This window comes from uncultured Eudoraea sp., from assembly GCF_947490415.1.
GTDB lineage: Bacteria > Bacteroidota > Bacteroidia > Flavobacteriales > Flavobacteriaceae > Eudoraea.
Map to the genome: position 1 here is coordinate 798,098 of NZ_CANLGX010000001.1, position 19,241 is coordinate 817,338.

A 19,241-nucleotide genomic window follows, 5' to 3' on the forward strand; every position below is an offset into this window, starting at 1 on the left:
TTACCAACCACATGATTTAGGGTATTTTATCCATATCAAACATTTTGCCTAAATAGACCAGTTTGTAGCCATCAGAAATTGTGTTGAAGTTTTCACTGAATGAAGTAATGATGTGTATCTCCCCGTCAGGAGCTTTTATGAAAATTGGAATTATCTCATCATCTTCATTCGTTATGTCTATTAACTGTTGGTAATGTTTGCCATTTTTAAGTTCAATTTCATGAACCGCCGGGTAACTCCTTATGGCTTCCATCAATTTTATGAAATCATCGGTATGGGAGAAGAGGCCTTCCTCAGGATTATTCTGAGGATCGTTCATCTCTTCTGCGCTTACCAACCTGAAGGATCCATTTTCTCCAAATTGATGTTTAAACCTTTCTATGACATATTCATTGATTTCCGCACTACCTGTTAGTGCCATCAAATACCCCATATCATTAAGTTCAATATTATCTCCTAAGGTATCTGAGTAAACATCTGCTACCATAGCCTCTAATCCAAGTTTTTTAGCCTGGTTAATATTTGCCTGGTTATTATCTATCAAAACCACATGTCTGTTGTTTTGTTTGAGGTAACTGGCTATAAGTCTTGACATTTTTGAAGCACCTATTATAAGAATTCCTTCTGAGTGTTTTAAAAATACCCCTAACAATCTGGCTACATAGCGAGCGGTGGTAGCATTTAATAGTACGGTCCCTAATACAATCATAAAGACCAGCGGCGTAATATACTCAGCTCCGGGTTCGCCCTTTTGAAGTAATTTGGAACCAAAAAGTGAGGCAATACCGGCAGCTACAATACCCCTGGGGCCCACCCAGCTAATAAAGAGTTTTTCCTTAAATTTTAAGGAAGAGCCTTTTGTGCTTAAGAATACCCCTATAGGGCGTATAATAAAAACAATGGCAACAAATAAAATGGCGGTGTTCCAATTATATATCAACTCCATATCACTGATGTTAATATTAGCCGCAAGCAAAATAAAGAGGATAGAAATAAGCAACACGCTTAAGGATTCCTTGAAATAAAGCAGCTCTTTAAGGTTTGGCAGGTCCAGATTACCCATAACCATTCCCATAACCACCACCGCAAGAAGTCCGGATTCGTGCGCCAAAATATCAGATTCCACATATACCAGCAGTACGACAGACAAGGAAACCACATTTAATAAATAGTGAGGCACATAATTCTTTTTAATAACAAACGCCAAAGCATGGGCAAACGTGAATCCAAAAGTGAATCCAAAAAGTAAAATCTTGCCAAAATCTATCAAGGCCGTTTTCGTATATTCCTGCCCTTCACCTACACTTATAAATTCAAAAACAAGTACTGCCACCAAAGCACCGATAGGGTCTATTAAAATTCCTTCCCATTTTAAAACCGCGGAAATATCCTTTTTCAAAGGAATATTTCTCAGGATAGGCGTAATAACCGTTGGGCCGGTAACAATAATTAAGGATGAAAACAAAAATGATAACTGCCAGCTAAGGTCAAAAAGAAAATGTGCTGCAAACCCGGCGCAAAAAAAAGTAACCAAGGTACCAACCGTTATTAATTTAGAGATTACCGGCCCCACATTTCTAACTTCTGAACGTTTTAGCGTTAAGCCCCCTTCAAATAATATAATGCTAATTGCAAGTGAAAGAAAATAGTATAGGCCCTCTCCGGGGAAAAGTCCTTTTTCCCCATTCCAAACTGGTTCAATCAGTTTAGAACCATCCGCGGTATACAAAGTGGATATGGGCCCTACAAGAAGGCCAATTAGAATTAGAGGCAGGATGGCCGGCAGTTTTAAACGCCATGCAAACCACTGTGCAATGATTCCTAAAATTATTATCCCGGCCAGCTCTAACATGCAAATGCTTTTTGTTAAATTTAGTGATTATTATAATGAAAAAATGAGGGTAATTTTACAAAAATATTAATCTTTCATTGTAAGCCGTAAAACGGAGCATGCAGACTTTTCTGCATATTTATCCTTGCCTGTTCCGAAAAGAACACTTATCCAATTATCTTTTTGCGGCGTTCCTATAATAAGTAAATCATAGCTTGCAGAAGCCTTGGAAATAGCAGCGATGGTATCGTCGCTAACAATTATTTCCACCTCACTAGCAACATCTACTTTTAGAAGGAGTTTCTTTGAATTTTGCTCCATTTGTTCCACAGCTGTTTTGTCCATATCCTGAGGAACAACATGCAATAATGTTAGCGAAGCATTGTAATAGTTACATATCCTATCGGCAACTGCAATAAAATTTTTATCCTTTCTTCCCGGCCTCAAAGCAAGAAGTACTTTACTTATATAGCGCACTCCGTTATCTTTGAACAGCGCAAAATCAGAATTTATATGAGTCAGGAGCCAACCTATTGGATTGCTAACCAAAATACCTGTATGTGCCCGTCCGCTCCATCCCATAACCAACCAATCGCAATTGGTTTGATTACTCAACTCATGAATAGTATCTGAAATTTCGTGTGTTACCGCAGATTCGAAGTCGATTGAAATATTCCTGGATTCTGCCAATCCCTTTAACCTGCGATGCAGAGAAAGAGTTATAGGGTTTTCTTCAACAAAAGCATCAAGGAAGGTTTGATTGGGAACTTCCGTTATATTTACGGCTTGCAATATCTTTCTCTTGTTAATTGCGGCACCCATTTCCACAAGCATTTCCGGTGAATTTTCATTGCCTAAAAGCGGAACCACCACCCCTGCGTCTGAGGCCAGTTTGCCGTCTAACATTTGATCCGGTAACTCCTGATTGTTTCTATAGGTGATCTCGTTGTTATTCTTTCTCTTGTAGAGTAAATAAAGAGCGGGGCGATGTCCGTATTTCCTAAGAATCCCGGTGCGTGTAACATTTTTCCCGAAGTAAGAATAGATGAGCAATCCTATTACAAATATGCTTACGACAGCAATAAACGGTACCAGGCCTAAAAATATTAAAAGTATTACACCGCTGATGATCCCGAAAAGTTGAATAAAAGGATATAAAGGTGACCGATAAGGAGGATTATACCATTGTGCTGCTGTTTCCCGAAGTACAATTACACATAAGTTCACCAAAATAAACATCGTCACCATAAACGCGCTTGCCAGCTTTGCAATTTTTTCAACGTCAAGAAAAAGAATAACAAGTGCCATCACCACACAGGTCATGATAATCGTAACCACAGGAGTCAGGTATTTGGAATGTATTTTTCCCATAAAAGGAGGGAGTAACTCGTCTATGGCCATGGCGAAGGGAAATCTGGAAGCAGCCAATACCCCGGAGTTTGCCATAGAAATTAAGGTAATAATCCCAATTCCGGCGGCTATGTACCCTAAATAAGTACCTCCCAAAAGATCTGCTATGGTGTAAATTGGTCTGATGTCTGTTTTTAATTCCTCCAACGGTAGGTTACCTACCAGAACAAAGGCCACAAAAACATATATTGAAGCCATAATAAATAAGGACAGCAACATGGCCCTTGGTAAGTTTTTACTTGGGTTTTTAATTTCCCCTGCTATAGCAGCCACCTTGGTAACCCCTGCATATGAAATATAAACAAAGGCCACTGTAGATATCAATCCAAAATTTCCATTGGACAAAAAAGGATCCAGTAATTCAGGGGAGACTCTGGGCAGGCCAAAAACCAAAATCAGTCCAAGAGTAATTAAGCTAAAAGTAACAATCACAATTTGAACTTTTCCCACCTTTTTCACCCCAAAAATATTTAGCAATAAAATTAGAGTGAGAAAAATCAGTGCGATATATTTTGTAAACCCCGGGTCTATATTAACCACAACAGAAAGATAAGCCCCAAAGCCTACCAGGGCAAAGGCGCTTTTAAGAAGTAAGGATAACCATAAACCTATTCCGGATATCGTGCCCAGCTTTGGGCCAAATGCCCTTTCTATATACACATAGGTCCCTCCCGAAGAAGGCATGGCAGTGGCGAGTTCTGATTTTGACAATGCCGCTGGTAAAATACATACGGCAGCCAATAAATATGCGAGCCAAAGGGATGATCCGGTTTTTGCTGCAGCTAATCCCGGAAGAACAAAAATTCCGCTGCCCAGCATACCTCCTATACTAATGGCAATTACAGAAGTTAAAGATAAACTGCGTTCTAATTTCTTCAAATCGTATTTGTCTAAGCTCTAAAAATAGGCTTTTTTAAATTATATCTTAAAATGATAATATATTCTTAATCTGGAAGTGATTTCGCATTGTTTTATTAATTTGCGGATCGTTTATTTAGAGTGAATGACTTTATTTCCTATTGAAACCGGAAATTTTAAATTGGATGGAGGTGCAATGTTTGGCGTAGTGCCCAAATCCCTTTGGAATAAATCGAATCCGGCAGATAACAATAATATGATAGATATTGCAGCCAGAAGCCTTCTTATACAAGATGGAAGCCGGCTCATTCTTATTGATACCGGCTTAGGGAATAAACAATCCGATAAATTTTTTAGTTATTATTACAGATGGGGAAATCATTCTTTGGATGCTTCTCTGAAGAGGGCGGGATTCATCCGTGATGATATTACTGATGTGTTTATGACGCACCTTCATTTTGATCATTGTGGCGGGAGCGTTCAATGGAATAAGGATCACACAGGATATGAACCGGCATTTAAAAATGCCCGTTACTGGACCAACAAAGATCACTGGAATTGGGCCACCCATCCCAATCTTCGGGAAAAAGCTTCTTTTCTTAAAGAAAATCTGTTCCCAATGGAAGAAAGCGGCCAGCTAAATTTTATAGATCGTACAGCGGATGCATTTGTTAAAAACTCGGAGATGGGGTTTGGAATTTTATTCGCAGACGGGCATACAGATAAACAAATGCTGCCTCATATCTACTATAAAGGCAAGACACTTGTTTTTATGGCAGATTTATTACCTACGGCAGGTCATATTCCCGTGCCATATATTATGGGCTATGATACCAGACCCCTATTAACTCTTACGGAAAAGGCAGCTTTTTTAAAAACAGCAGCAGACAACAATTTTTATTTGTTCATGGAGCACGATGCGCATAATGAAATATGCACCGTAACGCATACCGAAAAGGGTGTCAGACTTAATAAAAGCTATACATTTAATGAGATTTTTGATTAATATACTAATTGGTTTGTTTTTTGTTTTTACAATTTCCTGCTGTAAAAATCAATCGCTGCAAAGCGAAGATTTTACAGCAGAATTTGCTTTCACAGCGGGTATTGAGGGACCGGCCGTAAACGGAAATGGAGAACTTTTTGCCGTAAATTTTGCCAAAGAGGGCACAATTGGTAAAGTAAATAACACCGGGGAGGGTGAGATTTTTATCAGCTTACCGGATGGGAGTATAGGCAATGGCATACGTTTTGATCTTGATGGCAATATGTTTATAGCGGATTATCTGGGTCATAAAGTTTACAGAATTAAAAAAGACACAAAAACACCTGAGGTTTGGGCACAGGATTCAACTATGAATCAACCCAATGACCTCGCCATCGGTCGGGGCGGTGTTATATACCTCAGTGATCCCAATTGGGCTGAAAGCACCGGTAAGCTTTGGATGGTTACCCCTGAAAGAGAAATTTTGTTATTGGAAGAAGGAATGGGAACGACCAATGGCATAGAAGTCAGTCCTGATAATAAAACCCTTTATGTGAATGAATCTGTACAAAGAATGGTATGGAAATATGATATTCAGGAGGATGGAATGCTAAGCAACAAAAGGGAATTTATAAAGTTTACAGATTTTGGACTGGATGGAATGCGTTGTGATATGCAAGGAAATCTTTATCTCACTCGTTATGACAAAGGCACTATAGCTATTGTTTCTCCGGAAGGTAAGGTTTTAAAAGAGGTGATTTTAAAAGGCAAGAAGCCTTCTAATATTGCCTTTGGGGGGGAAAATGGGCTTAATTGCTATGTTACAATGGCAGACAGAGGTTGTCTAGAAACATTTGTAGCTTTGTCGCCCGGAAGTTATTATTCTAAAATACATCACTAAATATAAATCTAATATGACTATTAAACATTTAAAATCGGCTTTTTATATAAGTCTTGTTATGGTTTTTCTTGCCGGATGCGGCAGTACGGCTTTGGTATTAACCCCGCTTGAAAATATTGATACCATGCCGCTTAAAATATCTGAACTCACAGATGAAGAGAATAAAACCTGGGGGCACGCAGATTTAATTTCGGATACCATCCCAGGGATCAGCCTAAACAAAGCTTATGATGATATTATTAAAAATAAAAAAGGTAAAAAAGTTATCGTAGCCGTACTCGATTCAGGAATTGACCTGGATCATGAAGATCTCGATGATGTTATCTGGACCAATAAGGATGAACGTCCCGGTAACGGTGTGGACGATGACAATAATGGCTACATTGATGACATACACGGATATAATTTTTTAGGTGAAGCTTATAATGAGCAATTAGAATATGTGAGAATCATCAAGTTTAAGATGGGCGATAATGCTATTCAGGAAAAAGCGAAAGCAGAACTACAAGAGGAGTTATCAAAAATAAAGCAAAACAAAGAGCGCTATGAGCAGATTCTCAGTTCTGTAAAAGATGCTGATGCGGCTATAAAAAATCATTTAGGGAAATCTGAATATTCCAAAAAAGATGTTATTGCCATTAAAACAGAAGACCAGGCCTTGCTTCAGTCGGCCTCGGCAATTAAGCAGATGTATAATTTTGCTGATAGTATTCCTGATGTTTTTAAACAACTAAACGAAGGTATCACCTATTTTACAGAACGTTTGAATTACCATTTGAATGTGGATTTTGATGGCAGGAAAATAGTAGGTGACAATCCTTATGACCTTATGGATTTGGGTTATGGTGACGGAAATCCTAAAAACAGGGTAATAAGTGAAAGTCATGGAACACATGTTGCCGGGATTATTGCTGCCGAACGCGATAACGGGCTCGGGGTAAACGGAGTTGCGAACAATGTGGAAATAATGAGTATTCGGGCTGTGCCCAACGGTGATGAATATGATAAAGATATCGCCCTGGGAATCCGATATGCCGTTGATAATGGTGCGCAAATTATTAATGCAAGTTTTGGTAAATCCTATTCCCTGAATTCAGATTGGGTTTATGATGCAATTAAATACGCAGCAGCTAATGATGTGCTAATAGTGCATGCAGCCGGAAACGATGGCTTGGATTTGGATGACCCTAAGAATACTAATTTTCCAAATGATCAGGCCGATAACAAAGGCACTGAAATTGCAGACAACCTTATCACAATTGGTGCCCTGAATGGTAAATACGGTTCAGAAATGGTTGCTTCATTTTCTAACTACGGAAAAATGAATGTTGATGTCTTCGCGCCCGGCGGAAATATCTATTCAACAATGCCGGAAAACAATTATGAGTTTCAGGGCGGGACATCAATGGCTGCGCCAATGGTTTCAGGAATCGCAGCACTAATTCGCTCTTATTATCCAAAACTTACGGCTTCCGAAGTAAAGCGTGTCTTAATTGAATCCGGGTTAAGTACCAGCGCTTCAGTTATTTTGGCCGGGGATACTGAAAAAACCAAACCTTTTGATCAGGCTTCTAAATCAGGGAAAATGGTCAACGCTTATAATGCCTTAATAATGGCGAGTAATATGTCTAAAAGCCTATAATTTATATATTAAATGGTTATAAAGAATAAATTTCCAAAATTCATTTTTGTCTTATTGGTTTGTGTAATGAGCCTTCAGGCGCAGACAAATCATTCCTACTGGCAACAGCATGTCGATTATAAAATGGAGGTTCTTTTCAATGTTGAAAACTACCAATATACGGGTACTCAAAGTCTGGTTTATACAAACAATTCCCCGGATGATTTAAATCGTGTGTATTTTCATATGTACTACAACGCATTTCAGCCAGGGAGCGAGATGGATATTAGATTGCAAAATATTCAGGATCCGGATGGGAGAATGTATGTAAACAGCCAAAGCCGGATTGCCAATCTCAATCCTGATGAGATTGGTTATCTAAGGGCTTCCTCACTTACTCAGGATGGTGAAAGTGTTTCTTTTAGTCTTGAGGGTACAGTGCTTGAAGTGCAATTAGCAAAACCAATCCCTTCAGGAGGTAAAAGCACATTTGATATGAAATTTGAGGGGCAGGTTCCCTTGCAAATAAGACGTTCTGGCAGAAATAATTCTGAAGGTGTCGCGCTTTCTATGAGCCAATGGTATCCTAAATTGGCTGAGTATGATTTTGAAGGGTGGCATGCAGACCCTTATATAGGCAGGGAATTTCACGGAGTCTGGGGTGATTTTGATGTTAAACTTACGCTGGATAAAAATTACGTTGTAGGAGGAAGTGGCTATTTACAAAACCCTCAGGAAATTGGTCATGGCTACGAAACGCCTGGAAGTAAAGTCAAAAAATCCAGGGGTAAAACACTTACCTGGCACTTTAAAGCGCCTATGGTACATGATTTTATGTGGGCTGCCGACCCTGAATATATCCATGATTCACTAAAGATGGAAAATGGGCCTACCTTACATTTCTTTTATAAGAACAAACCGGAGCTTCTTGAAAACTGGAAAAATTTACAGCCAAAGACTGCCGAAGCCATGGCCTTTTTTAATGAAAATATTGGCCCCTATCCCTATGATCAATATTCAGTGATTCAGGGTGGAGATGGCGGTATGGAATATGCTATGAGCACGCTTATTACCGGAGAGCGAAAATTTGAAAGCCTGGTAGGTGTTATGATTCATGAATTAGCACACTCCTGGTTTCAACATGTATTGGCTACCAATGAATTAAAACATGCATGGATGGACGAAGGTTTTACTCAGTTTATTTCGAGTTTATGCATGAATGAAGTGATGAATCAGGAGAAAGACAATCCGTTTGAAAATACGTATAGCAGCTACTTTTCCCTGGTACAATCAGGGAAAGAGCAACCCCAGACAACTCATTCCGACAGATATAAGCTTAATACAGCCTATGGTATTTCTGCTTATAATAAAGGATCCATATTTTTATCGCAATTAGGCTATGTCATAGGCCAGGATAAGTTAATGGAATCACTCAGGTCTTATTATGATAATTTCAAGTTTAAACATCCTATCCCAAACGATATCAAAAGAACGGCTGAGAAGGTATCCGGGATAGAGTTAGACTGGTATCTTTTGGATTGGACAGAAACCACAAATACTATTGATTATGGTATTAAAGAAGTTCAAGCTGAAGGCAATAAAACCAAGATTATTCTGGAAAGAATAGGTCTTATGCCAATGCCCATTGATATTCTACTGGTTTATGAAGACGGAACGAGAGAAACTTTTTATACTCCATTACGTATTATGAGAGGGCAAAAAGATAATCCTTATCCAAATATTGAGAGAACAATTTTACCAGATTGGCCATGGGCTTATCCTGTATTTGAATTTGTTATTGATAAACCTGTCAGTGCCATCAAAGCGGTAGTAATTGACCCGTCACAGCTAATGGCTGATATTAACCTTGAAAACAATATTTGGCAAGCTTCTGAGTAATTGTGTTTACCTGGCAGGAGAATACGTATAAAAAGGATTTAGTTTTTATACCAAAAGGTATCTTTATACATTTCATTTTTCGCGGTCCGCTCCCGATTATTTAAAAGTAAATGTGTTTGATCAACCATCCTGTTCCTATACCCCAGAAGGTGAAAAAAGGGTTTACTAAAGAACCTGGCTATTTTTAAATTGACCTTAAGCTTATCGCGAGCCTCATTTGACCATGAAACTCCCGGAAGTAATGCCAGAAAAGAATCAAATTTTATTCTGCGCAAAAATGCCGAAAATGATAATATCCATCCGGGTATTCTGCGAATAAGAAAAAAGCCCTCTTCACCCTGAACCTGATAAAGAGGCATGAAAACTATAGTGTCTTTATACGCGGCAATCTCTTCTCCATTATAATTGGCCATTGCCCTGCCCTTCCGCAATTTGTCAAAACTGCGGAAGCCGGGTAACATTTCAAAGTTATCAGACTCAGTAATGCAATGTCTGTGAATTACTTCATAGAAAATAGTATTTCCCTTTGCCGCCAAACTAAGTTGGTCATGATACTTTTTATAGTCAGGTAACTGTTCTTTAGCAAGCACTCCACAATAAATCATGGTCAACCAGATAAAGGAAATTGTATTTGTTACTGCGTCTTCTGTAAAGTGTTGCCCGGATTCAAATCCTAAGGATACATATCCTTTTTGATTGATATAACTTAATAACGGTCCTTCCAGATATTCTTCTATCCCAAGGATTACCGGAACAGGAAATAAGCAAGCAAATTCCCGGTTTATTAAAGCGTCATTTATTGTGATAAATGGCAACGTAGGGCTGGAAGTGGTATGAAAATCAATAAAGTAGAAAGGAGGAGATTGAGTCTCAAATATATCTGAAATCAGTTGATAAATTTCAGACAACTCATTTTCTTCAACTGAACGCTCTGATTCGCTTCTGCGTTTAATGTCGTCCATTCTGGAATGAGTCCAAATTCGATTTAGATCGTGCTCTAAAAAACGTTTCTTTTCGAGTAATGCCGGTAAATTGCCCTTAATTCCAAAAATCGATCCCTTTATTTGCAGTTCACTGACCTTTAATTGCCTAAAAACTTGCTCAAGAGCTTCAACCCCTGAAGGTTCGTTTCCATGTATTCCTCCAAACAAAACCAGGGTAGGGCCCGTTTCCTCCCCGGAAATTTGACCTATTATTCTTTCGGTTTTCAGTTTTACGATAGACTTAGTTTGGATTTGATCCATGAATCATAAATCATTGGTCGTGATAATTCCAATTAATTTTTTTCCCTCTACTACAGGTAAACAATTAATGTTATTAGAGCTCATAAGTTTTTTGGCTTCATTTAATGGCGTTTCCGGGCCTGCAGTAATCAAATCCCTGGTCATTAGCGTGCTAATATTTTGTTTTAGCTTAGCAGGGTTTTCCATATAATTTTTTACATCTGTCCAGCTCAGTAATCCGCTAAGGTCAAGATTTTGATCTAATATTGGAGCATGGTGAATATTTTTCCAAAGCATCATTTTTAAAACCAATTCTGCACTGTCATTCTCTTGTGCGGTCAATGTTTTTCTGTTCATTCGGTCTTTAACTTTAAGATGATCTTCAGAAATCACATATTCATCTCCTCTTGGTAGTTGCCAAATATCTACGGTATAACGCTTTTCCTGTCTCTCATACATTGTGGCTACCAAAATCTTAAGTGCATCCGTTACGTTATAACTTTCTTTGAGTTTCCGGAATGATTTAATCATCCACCTGGAGCCATTATTTGAACGAATTCTATTTTCAATAATAGATAAATAATGTTCTGCGTCTCTTGGAGCAACACCCATGCTATATAGTCCTCTGAAAGCCATGGGTAAAAAGTGATCAAGTAGTAATTCCTGGCTGCTAATCAGTTTTCCATCCCAATAAAACTGTGCTGCCATACCATATCTTGCAGCGTTGAAGAAATTGCCTTTTATATCTTTAAAATTCATTTTATTATGAATTTCATCAAAGGCTTTCGGCCTTCCCATCATCACCCCTACCCATAACATCATATTTGCAATTTCATCATCTGTGGTAGGTCCGGATGGCATATATCTATTCTCAATTCTCACATGGGGGACATTGTCTGTCACCCCATAACAAACCCTGTTCCATTTATAAATAGTCCCATTATGAAGCGCTAATGCCCTTAATTTTGGCGTTTGACCACTTTTAAGCAATGTCATGCTGTCGGTATCAAAGTCGGTAGTTAACAGGCTCCTAAATCTGATTATAGCATCTTTATAAAAATCGGCTACAGATCCTGAAACCCAATCATTTCCAAAACCTACTCTGGATTCCTTTTCGTTGAGAATGAAGGTACTTGCCCTGGTGTCAACACTTTGAGTAAATAAAGCAATTCGTGTCTCTTCCCATAATTCCTGCCCCAACAACAAAGGAGAATTAGCGGAAATAGAAAGTATTGGTCCTGCAATGGCTTGTGCCCAGTTATAGGTATCCGCAAAATTATCCGCGTCAATTTGAAGATGTGATTGGAAGCTTGTATTACAGCCTTCATACAGTATTGTATTGTGATGAAGGTTAACCTCATCTACCCCTTTTATGTGCAACTCTATATCATCTTTCCTGATATCTTTAATAGCTTCGTTTAAAACCCGATATCGCTTTAAGGGGGTCATATATGACGTTTCTAAATACTTCGTATCTACAGTAGGCAATATTCCGGTTAGAATAACTTTGGTGCCGTGTTTTGCTGCGCTTGATTTGGCTTTGTCGATTAATTCTAATAATTGTTTGTGCAGCTCAGAAAAACATTGGTCATTTAATACAAGAGGGTCCAGGTTGATTTCTAAATTATAAAGTGTCAACTCAGAAGTAAAGTGAGGGTCATTTATGTCCTCGAGGATTTTATCTGCTATATTTGTGGGCTCCCATTTTTCATCGGTAAGACAGAATTCCTGCTCTGCTCCAATGCGCACCGGGGTCTTTTTAAACATTTTATTTTCCAGCATATATTCAAGTGCTTCAATATCAGTAAGCAATTGATCAATATAACCAACCTTTTCTTCGTTCTGCGTAAGCTTTTTTACATTCAATTCCCCCATAATGAGTGGTATTTTGGTATATAGCCTTGAAATATAATCCAATGCAAGATAAAATCCTAGTTCACGGATAAATATGATAATTATCATGCTGCCGGGGCATGGTTTTTATTGTTTAATTTAGCGGCGTTATGTCTTCAAAATTTCCAAAAAAAGAAAAATTAAAAAGCGAGATCCTTATTCGTAGTATTTTTGAAGAAGGAAAATCGATTACCAGCTATCCATTAAAGCTGATCTATTTGGACATAAAAGACCCGACCAGAGTAAAAATTCAATGTGGGGTTACGGTACCCAAAAGAAATTTTAAAAGTGCGGTAAAAAGAAATCGTATTAAGAGATTGTTAAGGGAAAGCTACAGGTTAAACAAAGAACAAATTTTTAACAACATCGAGGGAAGCTTTGCGTTTCTATTTTTATATATTGGAAAGGAAATACCCGGATACGAAGAAGTAGAAAAGCACATGCGGGTAATTCTAGAGAAATTTTTAAAAAAAGTAACTAATGAAAACTCTATTGAGTAAAAAAATCCTGATACCTGTACTAGCGGTGGTTATGCTAGCCGTTGGAAGTAGTTTTAAAAGCGATTTTTTTGAAATTGCTAAACAGATAGAAATTTTTACCACCTTGTTCAAGGAGCTAAACATGAATTATGTAGACGAGACCAATCCTGCAGAGCTTATGGATACCGCCATAAAGAATATGTTGGATGATCTTGATCCATACACTAAATTCCTAAATGAGCAGGATGTTGAGGCTTATAAAATAAACAACGCAGGGGAATATTCCGGTATCGGATCCTTGGTTCGTTCATATGACAGCAAACTGGTGATTATTGAACCATATAAAGGTTATCCGGCAGATAAAGCAGGCTTAAAGGCGGGAGATGAAATCATTAAAATTGGAGACATTTCCATTGCAGATTTTAAAGATGATGCCAGTGAATTATTAAAAGGAGCCAACAATACCAAAGTTGAAGTAACGTACCTAAGACAAGGTAAAACAAATACTACTGTAATTGAAAGAGAGGCTATCGAAGTTGATGCCGTTCCCTTTTACAATATGGTTAATGAAAATACAGGCTATATAGTGCTTTCCAAATTTAATGCAAAGGCCTCTTCCCAAACAAAGGCTGCTCTTCGCGATTTAAAGGGGAAAGGTGCTGAGCAAATTATTTTAGATCTGAGAGGAAATCCCGGTGGGCTCTTATCTGAAGCAATTAATGTTACAAATCTCTTCGTGCCTAAAGGAGAGCTGATTGTAACGACCAAATCCAAAGTAAAAAAATTCAACAGTGAATACAAAACAAAAAATCAGCCCGTGGATGAAGATATCCCATTGGTTGTCTTAGTAAATGGAGGAAGTGCATCGGCTAGTGAAATTGTTTCGGGAAGCCTACAGGATTTGGATCGTGCTGTAATCATTGGGGCCCGTAGTTTTGGTAAGGGATTAGTTCAACGGCCTCTGCGGCTTACTTATGGAACTCAATTAAAAGTTACTATCTCCAGATATTATACCCCTTCCGGGCGCTGTATACAATCTTTGGATTATTGGAATAGAGATCAAAATGGCAACGCTGTAAAAACCACAAAATTTAATGAATTTAGGACAAGAAATGGCAGAAAAGTTGAAGATGGTGGAGGGGTTATGCCAGATATTGAAATAGCAGCCCTAAAAACTAACGCACTAACTAAGGCGCTTATTAACAATAGTGTTGTATTTGATTTCGCCACCAACTATTACTATCAAAATACGATTACAAATGTTGACGACTTTGACTTTAGCTCTTCGGATTTTGAAGAATTCAGAAACTATGTGTCTCAGAGCAATTTCAATTTTGAAACTAAAACGGAAAAGGCTCTAAAAGAAGCAATTACAGGTGATGACAAGGCCATATATGGCGCAGATATACAGGATAGCTACAAAAGCCTGTTAGCAGAAATTAGTAAACGTAAACTCAACGCCCTGGAAACGTATCAAAAGGAAATTCAGATAAATCTTCAGGACGAAATTATAAAGCGCTATTTCTACAGAGAAGGCCTTTATCAGTATTATTTAAAAAATGATGAAGCCATACTAACGGCTGTCGATCTGATGGAAGATAAAGCAAAATATCAGTCTGTCTTGAAATAGGTGTTTAAAACAGCTTTGATTACCCTGTTTTACCACTTTCTTATGCCTTGGAGAATATTAATCTCCGGGATTTTATTACCTTGTTTTTAAAACGCGCACTAATCCCCGATGATTGTGCTTTTTTCTCAACTATATTATTAAGTTGGGGCTAATAAAACTATGTTTACTTTTTAAGTTTTAATCTCATATAAAATAGTTATAAATTGATTGACGTTTGACCAAAATTTAAATACGACCAACTATGAAACTTATACGCTTTGGCGAAAAAGAAAATGAAAAGCCCGGTGTTCTTCATCTAGGTAAAAGATTAGACTGCTCCGAAGAATTCAGCGATTGGGACAGAAACTTTTTTCAAAATAATGGCTTACAAAGACTTGAGAAGTACTTAGAATCGAATGCAGCGGAGTTGCAGGAAATTCCTGATTCTGTAAGACATGCCCCCTGTATTAGCAGGCCTGGAATGATTATGTGTATAGGGCTTAATTATTCTGAACACGCTGCGGAATCTAATATGGCCATTCCCGAAGAACCCATTATTTTTGGCAAAGCTACCAACACCTTAAGCGGCCCCTATGATGACGTATCTATTCCAAAAAATTCTATCAAAACAGATTATGAAGTAGAGCTTGGGGTGGTTCTGAATAAAGATGTCCTCTACCTTAAAAATGAGGCGGAGGCCGCAGAAGCGATCGCTGGATATTGCGTTATAAATGATTTGTCTGAAAGGTCATTTCAATTAGAAAAAGGAGGGCAGTGGATTAAAGGGAAATCATGCCCGGGCTTTAGTCCTGTTGGCCCATACCTGGCTACTCCGGATGAATTAGGGGATCTTAATAATTTAAAAATGACTCTATCTGTAAATACGGATTTAAGGCAAAATGGCAATACTTCAAATATGATTTTCAGGCCGGCCTTTATTATCTATTACCTGTCCCAATTTATGCTTCTTGAGGCGGGTGATTTAATTTCTACCGGCACACCTGCCGGCGTTGGTATAGGCTTAGATCCACCCTCTTACCTTTCTAAAGGAGATTTGGTTGAGTTAAGCATTGAAGGGCTTGGAACTCAAAAACAAAAAATGATTTAAATCCATTTAGAGGGTGCAGAAAGCAAATCTTGTTTATGATGCAAAAGCAACGCTTGGAGAAGGTCCTTTTTGGGATCATGAATCTGAGCAGCTATTTTGGGTAGATATAGAAGCTGGTATCGTTCATGGACACCACTTAAAAACCAATAAGAATTCTGAATGGGTTTTTGATGAAATGATAGGGGCGGTAATTCCAATTAGTAGGGGTAAGTTACTTTTGGCTATGGAGAGCGGCATTACATCCTTTAATTACCAGACTAATGAACTCAAAAGCCTTCATATCCTGGAAAACTCCGATCAAAATTTGAGGTTTAACGATGGTAAGTGTGATTCCTCCGGCAACTTCTGGATAGGAACCATGCATAAAAATCTCAATCCCGGCTATGGTAATCTTTTCAAACTGGATAAAGATTTGAAGGCGACCATACAAATTAAAAATACCTCAATTTCAAATGGGATGTCCTGGTCTCCTGATAATACTAAATTTTATTATATTGATACTGCTGTTTATGAGGTTTGGGAATATGATTTCGAGCTTTCAACCGGTGAAATTTCTAACCGGAGAACCTTATTCAAAATCCCTAAATCCTATGGCGGAGCGGATGGAATGACTATTGATCAGGAAGGGATGCTTTGGATTGCTCATTGGGGGGGTGGTTGTGTGAGACGTTGGAACCCAAAAACAGCTGAAGTTGAAGAGAAAATTGTTGTCGATGCGCCTCATGTCACTTCTTGCTGCTTTGGGGGAAAAGAAATGAAAACATTATATATTACCACAGCCCGGAGCGGCCTGTCGGAAGAAAGTCTGAGGCTATACCCGCAAAGCGGAGGGCTCTTTAGTTATAAAACAAAAATTGGTGGTTTTAAGGTTAATTGTTTTAAAGGCAATCTATGATCTACACAGGAATAAAGGAAAAAGTGGCAATTATAACCGGGGCAGGCATGGGAATAGGTTATGCCATTGCTGAATTATTGCTGAAAAATGGTGCAAGGGTAGTTCTAAATGAGGTAGATGAAAAGGTGGCAGAGAACACATTGATAAGTCTGAAGAAAAAATTTCCTGATAGTTGTTCCCTTTTTATTGGTGATGCAGGGGACGTTGAGGTAATTGACGGGCTTGTTCATTTTACATTGGAACAATATGGCAGAATAGATTTTGTTATTCCAAATGCCGGGATTACCTTATTTGGTGATTTCTTTAAATTTAAGCCGCAGGAATTCGACAAAGTAATAGGTGTTAATTTGAAAGGCGCTTTTTTTCTCGTGCAAAAAACCGGAGAAATTATGAAAAAACAAGGTGATGGGGGGCGGGTCATTTTGATGTCCTCCATTACGGGAATCAAAGGATACCCCAATTTAACAGCCTATTCCATGACTAAAGCAGCCTTGCAAATGATGGCCAAAAGCCTGGTGCTTGCCCTGGCGCCTCATGAAATAACTGTAAATGCCATTGCTCCCGGGGCAACCCTTACAGAACGCACAAAAGAAGAAGAGCCTGACTATGCGGGAACATGGGGTAAACTTATCCCTAGAGGTATTGTTGGAAAGCCAAATGACGTGGCAGAAGCCTGTCTTTTTCTGCTTTCTGATGGGGCGGCGCATATAAATGGTCAAACCTTGGTTGTAGATGGTGGCTGGACAGCAATTGGCCGCTATCCCGAAGATCTGGAGTAGTTTATGCTATAATGCCAAAAAAATGTTTCTTTCACTTCTCATTCATTTCTATTATTTTAAATTAGTGGCTTCTTAAAAAACACCTTTTTATGTCAAGTAAATATAGTACATGGTATCATCCCTACAAACCAGATACAAAATATAAAAAAAGAGCAGCTTATTTTAGTATGGAATTTGGTATTCATCAGGCGCTTAAAATCTATTCCGGAGGCCTCGGTTATCTTGCGGGATCTCATATGATTTCAGCAATGGAATTGAAGCAGAATATGATAGGAATAGGAATGCTTTGGAAATACGGGTATTATGACCAGGGCCGAAACACCGATCAGACCTTACAAACCAGTTTTATTGAAAAGCACTATAATTTCCTTGAAGACTCCGGAATAGAAGTAGAGGTAAAAATTCACGATAACCCATCCGTTAAAGTTCGGGCCTACGTTCTTAAACCGGAAGTGTTTGGCTCCGTGCCAATCTATCTGCTTACCACAGATGTTCCGGGTAATGATCATTTGTCTAAAACCATTACAGACCATTTATATGACAATAATACATTAACACGTATCTCCCAAAATATTGTGCTTGGTATTGGAGGCGCCAAGGTTGTTCAGGAATTAGGTGGGGCAGACATATATCATTTAAATGAAGGGCATGCGCTGCCCGCTTTTTATTACCTGCGCAATATTGGAATTACCAAAAGTCAAATGTTCTTTACCACACATACTCCTGAAAAGGCTGGTAACATGGAGCGAAATGGCCATCTGCTGAATAGTTGTGGCTTCTTTGGAAAAACACTTACCGACGAAGAATTGCAAAAAGAAGTGGTTAATGATGATATGCTAAACTATACAGTGGCGGCGCTTAGAATGGCTAAAAGAGCTAATGCTGTTTCCAGGCTCCATGCTGTTGTTGCCAACAATATGTGGAATAGTTTTAAAGGGACAAGTAAAATTATTCCGATAACCAATTCCCAAAACCAGCATTTTTGGCAGGATAGTATTCTTGCTAAGGCCTGGAAAGGTCTTAATGCAAAGGCGTTTAAAAAGCGAAAACTGGAATTAAAAACCCAGCTTTTTGATGTTGTATTAGATCAGACCGGGAAACTTTTTGATCCCAATATCCTTACTATAGTCTGGGCAAGAAGATTTGCTCAATATAAACGGGCCGACCTGTTATTATATGATCTTGAGCGTTTTGAAAAACTTGTCTCTTCGGTGAACTATCCGGTTCAGGTTATTTGGGCAGGGAAACCATATCCTACCGATTATTATTCTATAGACATGTTTAATCACCTTGTTAATTATACAAAATTTAAACCGAATATGGCGGTCCTTATTGGATATGAAATGGAGCTTTCCCGTAAGCTTAAAAAAGGTTCTGATGTATGGTTGAATACCCCAAGAATTACCCGGGAAGCTTCTGGTACAAGTGGGATGACTGCTGCCATGAATGGCTCTTTAAACTTAACAATTAACGATGGCTGGGTCCCGGAGTTTGCTGTAGATGGTGTGAATTCGTTTGTTCTTCCCGAAGCAGATTATAGATCCCCTGCCTGGGAACAGGATAAATTTGACAGTGATAATCTCTATAATACTTTGGAAAAGCGTGTTCTTCCGACGTTTTATGAGGATCCAAAGAAATGGCAGGAAATGGTTTTTAAAGGAATTGATGGGGTTGTGCCGGCCTTTACAAGCCGCAGAATGGCTGATGAGTATTATAATGTTCTTTATAAATAGAAGAAAATGCCCGTGAG

The 19,241-nt window shown here is 38.5% G+C and carries 14 protein-coding genes; 10 read left to right on the plus strand and 4 right to left on the minus strand.

Annotation, left to right across the window (positions count from 1 at the left end):
- Positions 1 to 16: 16 nt before the first annotated feature.
- Both Q0874_RS03595 and Q0874_RS03600 read right to left on the minus strand, forming a co-directional pair.
- Entirely contained in the window at positions 17 to 1,852 is a 1,836-nt protein-coding gene (locus Q0874_RS03595) for a sodium:proton antiporter (RefSeq protein ID WP_299159465.1), read from the minus strand.
- 66 nt (positions 1,853 to 1,918) lie between these two features.
- On the minus strand, positions 1,919 to 4,120 hold the full coding sequence (locus tag Q0874_RS03600) for an amino acid permease (protein WP_299159467.1): 2,202 nt from the start codon (positions 4,118 to 4,120) through the stop codon (positions 1,919 to 1,921).
- Positions 4,121 to 4,244: 124 nt separating this feature from the next.
- Here Q0874_RS03600 and Q0874_RS03605 point away from each other — a divergent pair, with 124 nt between their 5' ends.
- From Q0874_RS03605 to Q0874_RS03620, 4 genes are read left to right on the plus strand one after another with little or no spacing between them, the layout of a single operon-like run.
- On the plus strand, positions 4,245 to 5,105 hold the full coding sequence (locus Q0874_RS03605; RefSeq protein ID WP_299159469.1) for an MBL fold metallo-hydrolase: 861 nt from the start codon (positions 4,245 to 4,247) through the stop codon (positions 5,103 to 5,105).
- Positions 5,089 to 5,985 carry an SMP-30/gluconolactonase/LRE family protein gene (locus Q0874_RS03610; RefSeq protein ID WP_299159471.1) on the plus strand — a complete coding sequence of 299 codons (897 nt, stop codon included), beginning with the start codon at positions 5,089 to 5,091 and terminating at the stop codon, positions 5,983 to 5,985. Before Q0874_RS03605 ends, Q0874_RS03610 begins: the two co-directional genes overlap by 17 nt.
- A 13-nt stretch (positions 5,986 to 5,998) precedes the next feature.
- Positions 5,999 to 7,627: a S8 family peptidase gene (locus Q0874_RS03615; protein ID WP_299159473.1), complete on the plus strand. Its 1,629-nt coding sequence runs from the start codon at positions 5,999 to 6,001 to the stop codon at positions 7,625 to 7,627.
- Positions 7,628 to 7,639: 12 nt separating this feature from the next.
- Entirely contained in the window at positions 7,640 to 9,505 is a 1,866-nt protein-coding gene (locus Q0874_RS03620) for a M1 family metallopeptidase (protein ID WP_299159475.1), read from the plus strand.
- Positions 9,506 to 9,543: 38 nt separating this feature from the next.
- Here the strand turns inward: Q0874_RS03620 and Q0874_RS03625 are convergent, their stop codons facing one another.
- Both Q0874_RS03625 and Q0874_RS03630 read right to left on the minus strand, forming a co-directional pair.
- The gene (locus Q0874_RS03625; RefSeq protein ID WP_299159477.1) at positions 9,544 to 10,749 is read right to left on the minus strand and encodes a succinylglutamate desuccinylase/aspartoacylase family protein; all 1,206 of its coding nucleotides are present in this window, start codon (positions 10,747 to 10,749) and stop codon (positions 9,544 to 9,546) included.
- Positions 10,750 to 10,752: 3 nt separating this feature from the next.
- Positions 10,753 to 12,690, minus strand: coding sequence for a CBS domain-containing protein (locus Q0874_RS03630; RefSeq protein WP_299159479.1), 1,938 nt, complete (start codon positions 12,688 to 12,690; stop codon positions 10,753 to 10,755).
- Positions 12,691 to 12,731: 41 nt separating this feature from the next.
- Between Q0874_RS03630 and rnpA the strand changes: the two genes are divergently transcribed.
- The 6 genes from rnpA to glgP all read left to right on the plus strand — a co-directional run bounded on the left by rnpA (position 12,732) and on the right by glgP (position 19,224).
- Complete coding sequence (rnpA, locus tag Q0874_RS03635; protein ID WP_299159481.1) at positions 12,732 to 13,121, plus strand: ribonuclease P protein component; 390 nt, start codon at positions 12,732 to 12,734, stop codon at positions 13,119 to 13,121.
- Positions 13,102 to 14,730 (plus strand): S41 family peptidase, encoded by a 1,629-nt coding sequence (locus Q0874_RS03640; RefSeq protein ID WP_299159484.1) that lies wholly within the window; start codon positions 13,102 to 13,104, stop codon positions 14,728 to 14,730. Before rnpA ends, Q0874_RS03640 begins: the two co-directional genes overlap by 20 nt.
- A gap of 241 nt (positions 14,731 to 14,971) precedes the next feature.
- Positions 14,972 to 15,817, plus strand: coding sequence for a fumarylacetoacetate hydrolase family protein (locus Q0874_RS03645; RefSeq protein ID WP_299159487.1), 846 nt, complete (start codon positions 14,972 to 14,974; stop codon positions 15,815 to 15,817).
- 13 nt (positions 15,818 to 15,830) lie between these two features.
- Positions 15,831 to 16,712, plus strand: a complete 882-nt coding sequence (locus tag Q0874_RS03650; protein ID WP_299159489.1) for an SMP-30/gluconolactonase/LRE family protein — start codon at positions 15,831 to 15,833, stop codon at positions 16,710 to 16,712.
- Entirely contained in the window at positions 16,709 to 17,491 is a 783-nt protein-coding gene (locus Q0874_RS03655; protein WP_299159491.1) for an SDR family NAD(P)-dependent oxidoreductase, read from the plus strand. Before Q0874_RS03650 ends, Q0874_RS03655 begins: the two co-directional genes overlap by 4 nt.
- An 89-nt stretch (positions 17,492 to 17,580) precedes the next feature.
- Entirely contained in the window at positions 17,581 to 19,224 is a 1,644-nt protein-coding gene (glgP, locus tag Q0874_RS03660) for an alpha-glucan family phosphorylase (RefSeq protein WP_299159494.1), read from the plus strand.
- Positions 19,225 to 19,241: the final 17 nt, after the last annotated feature.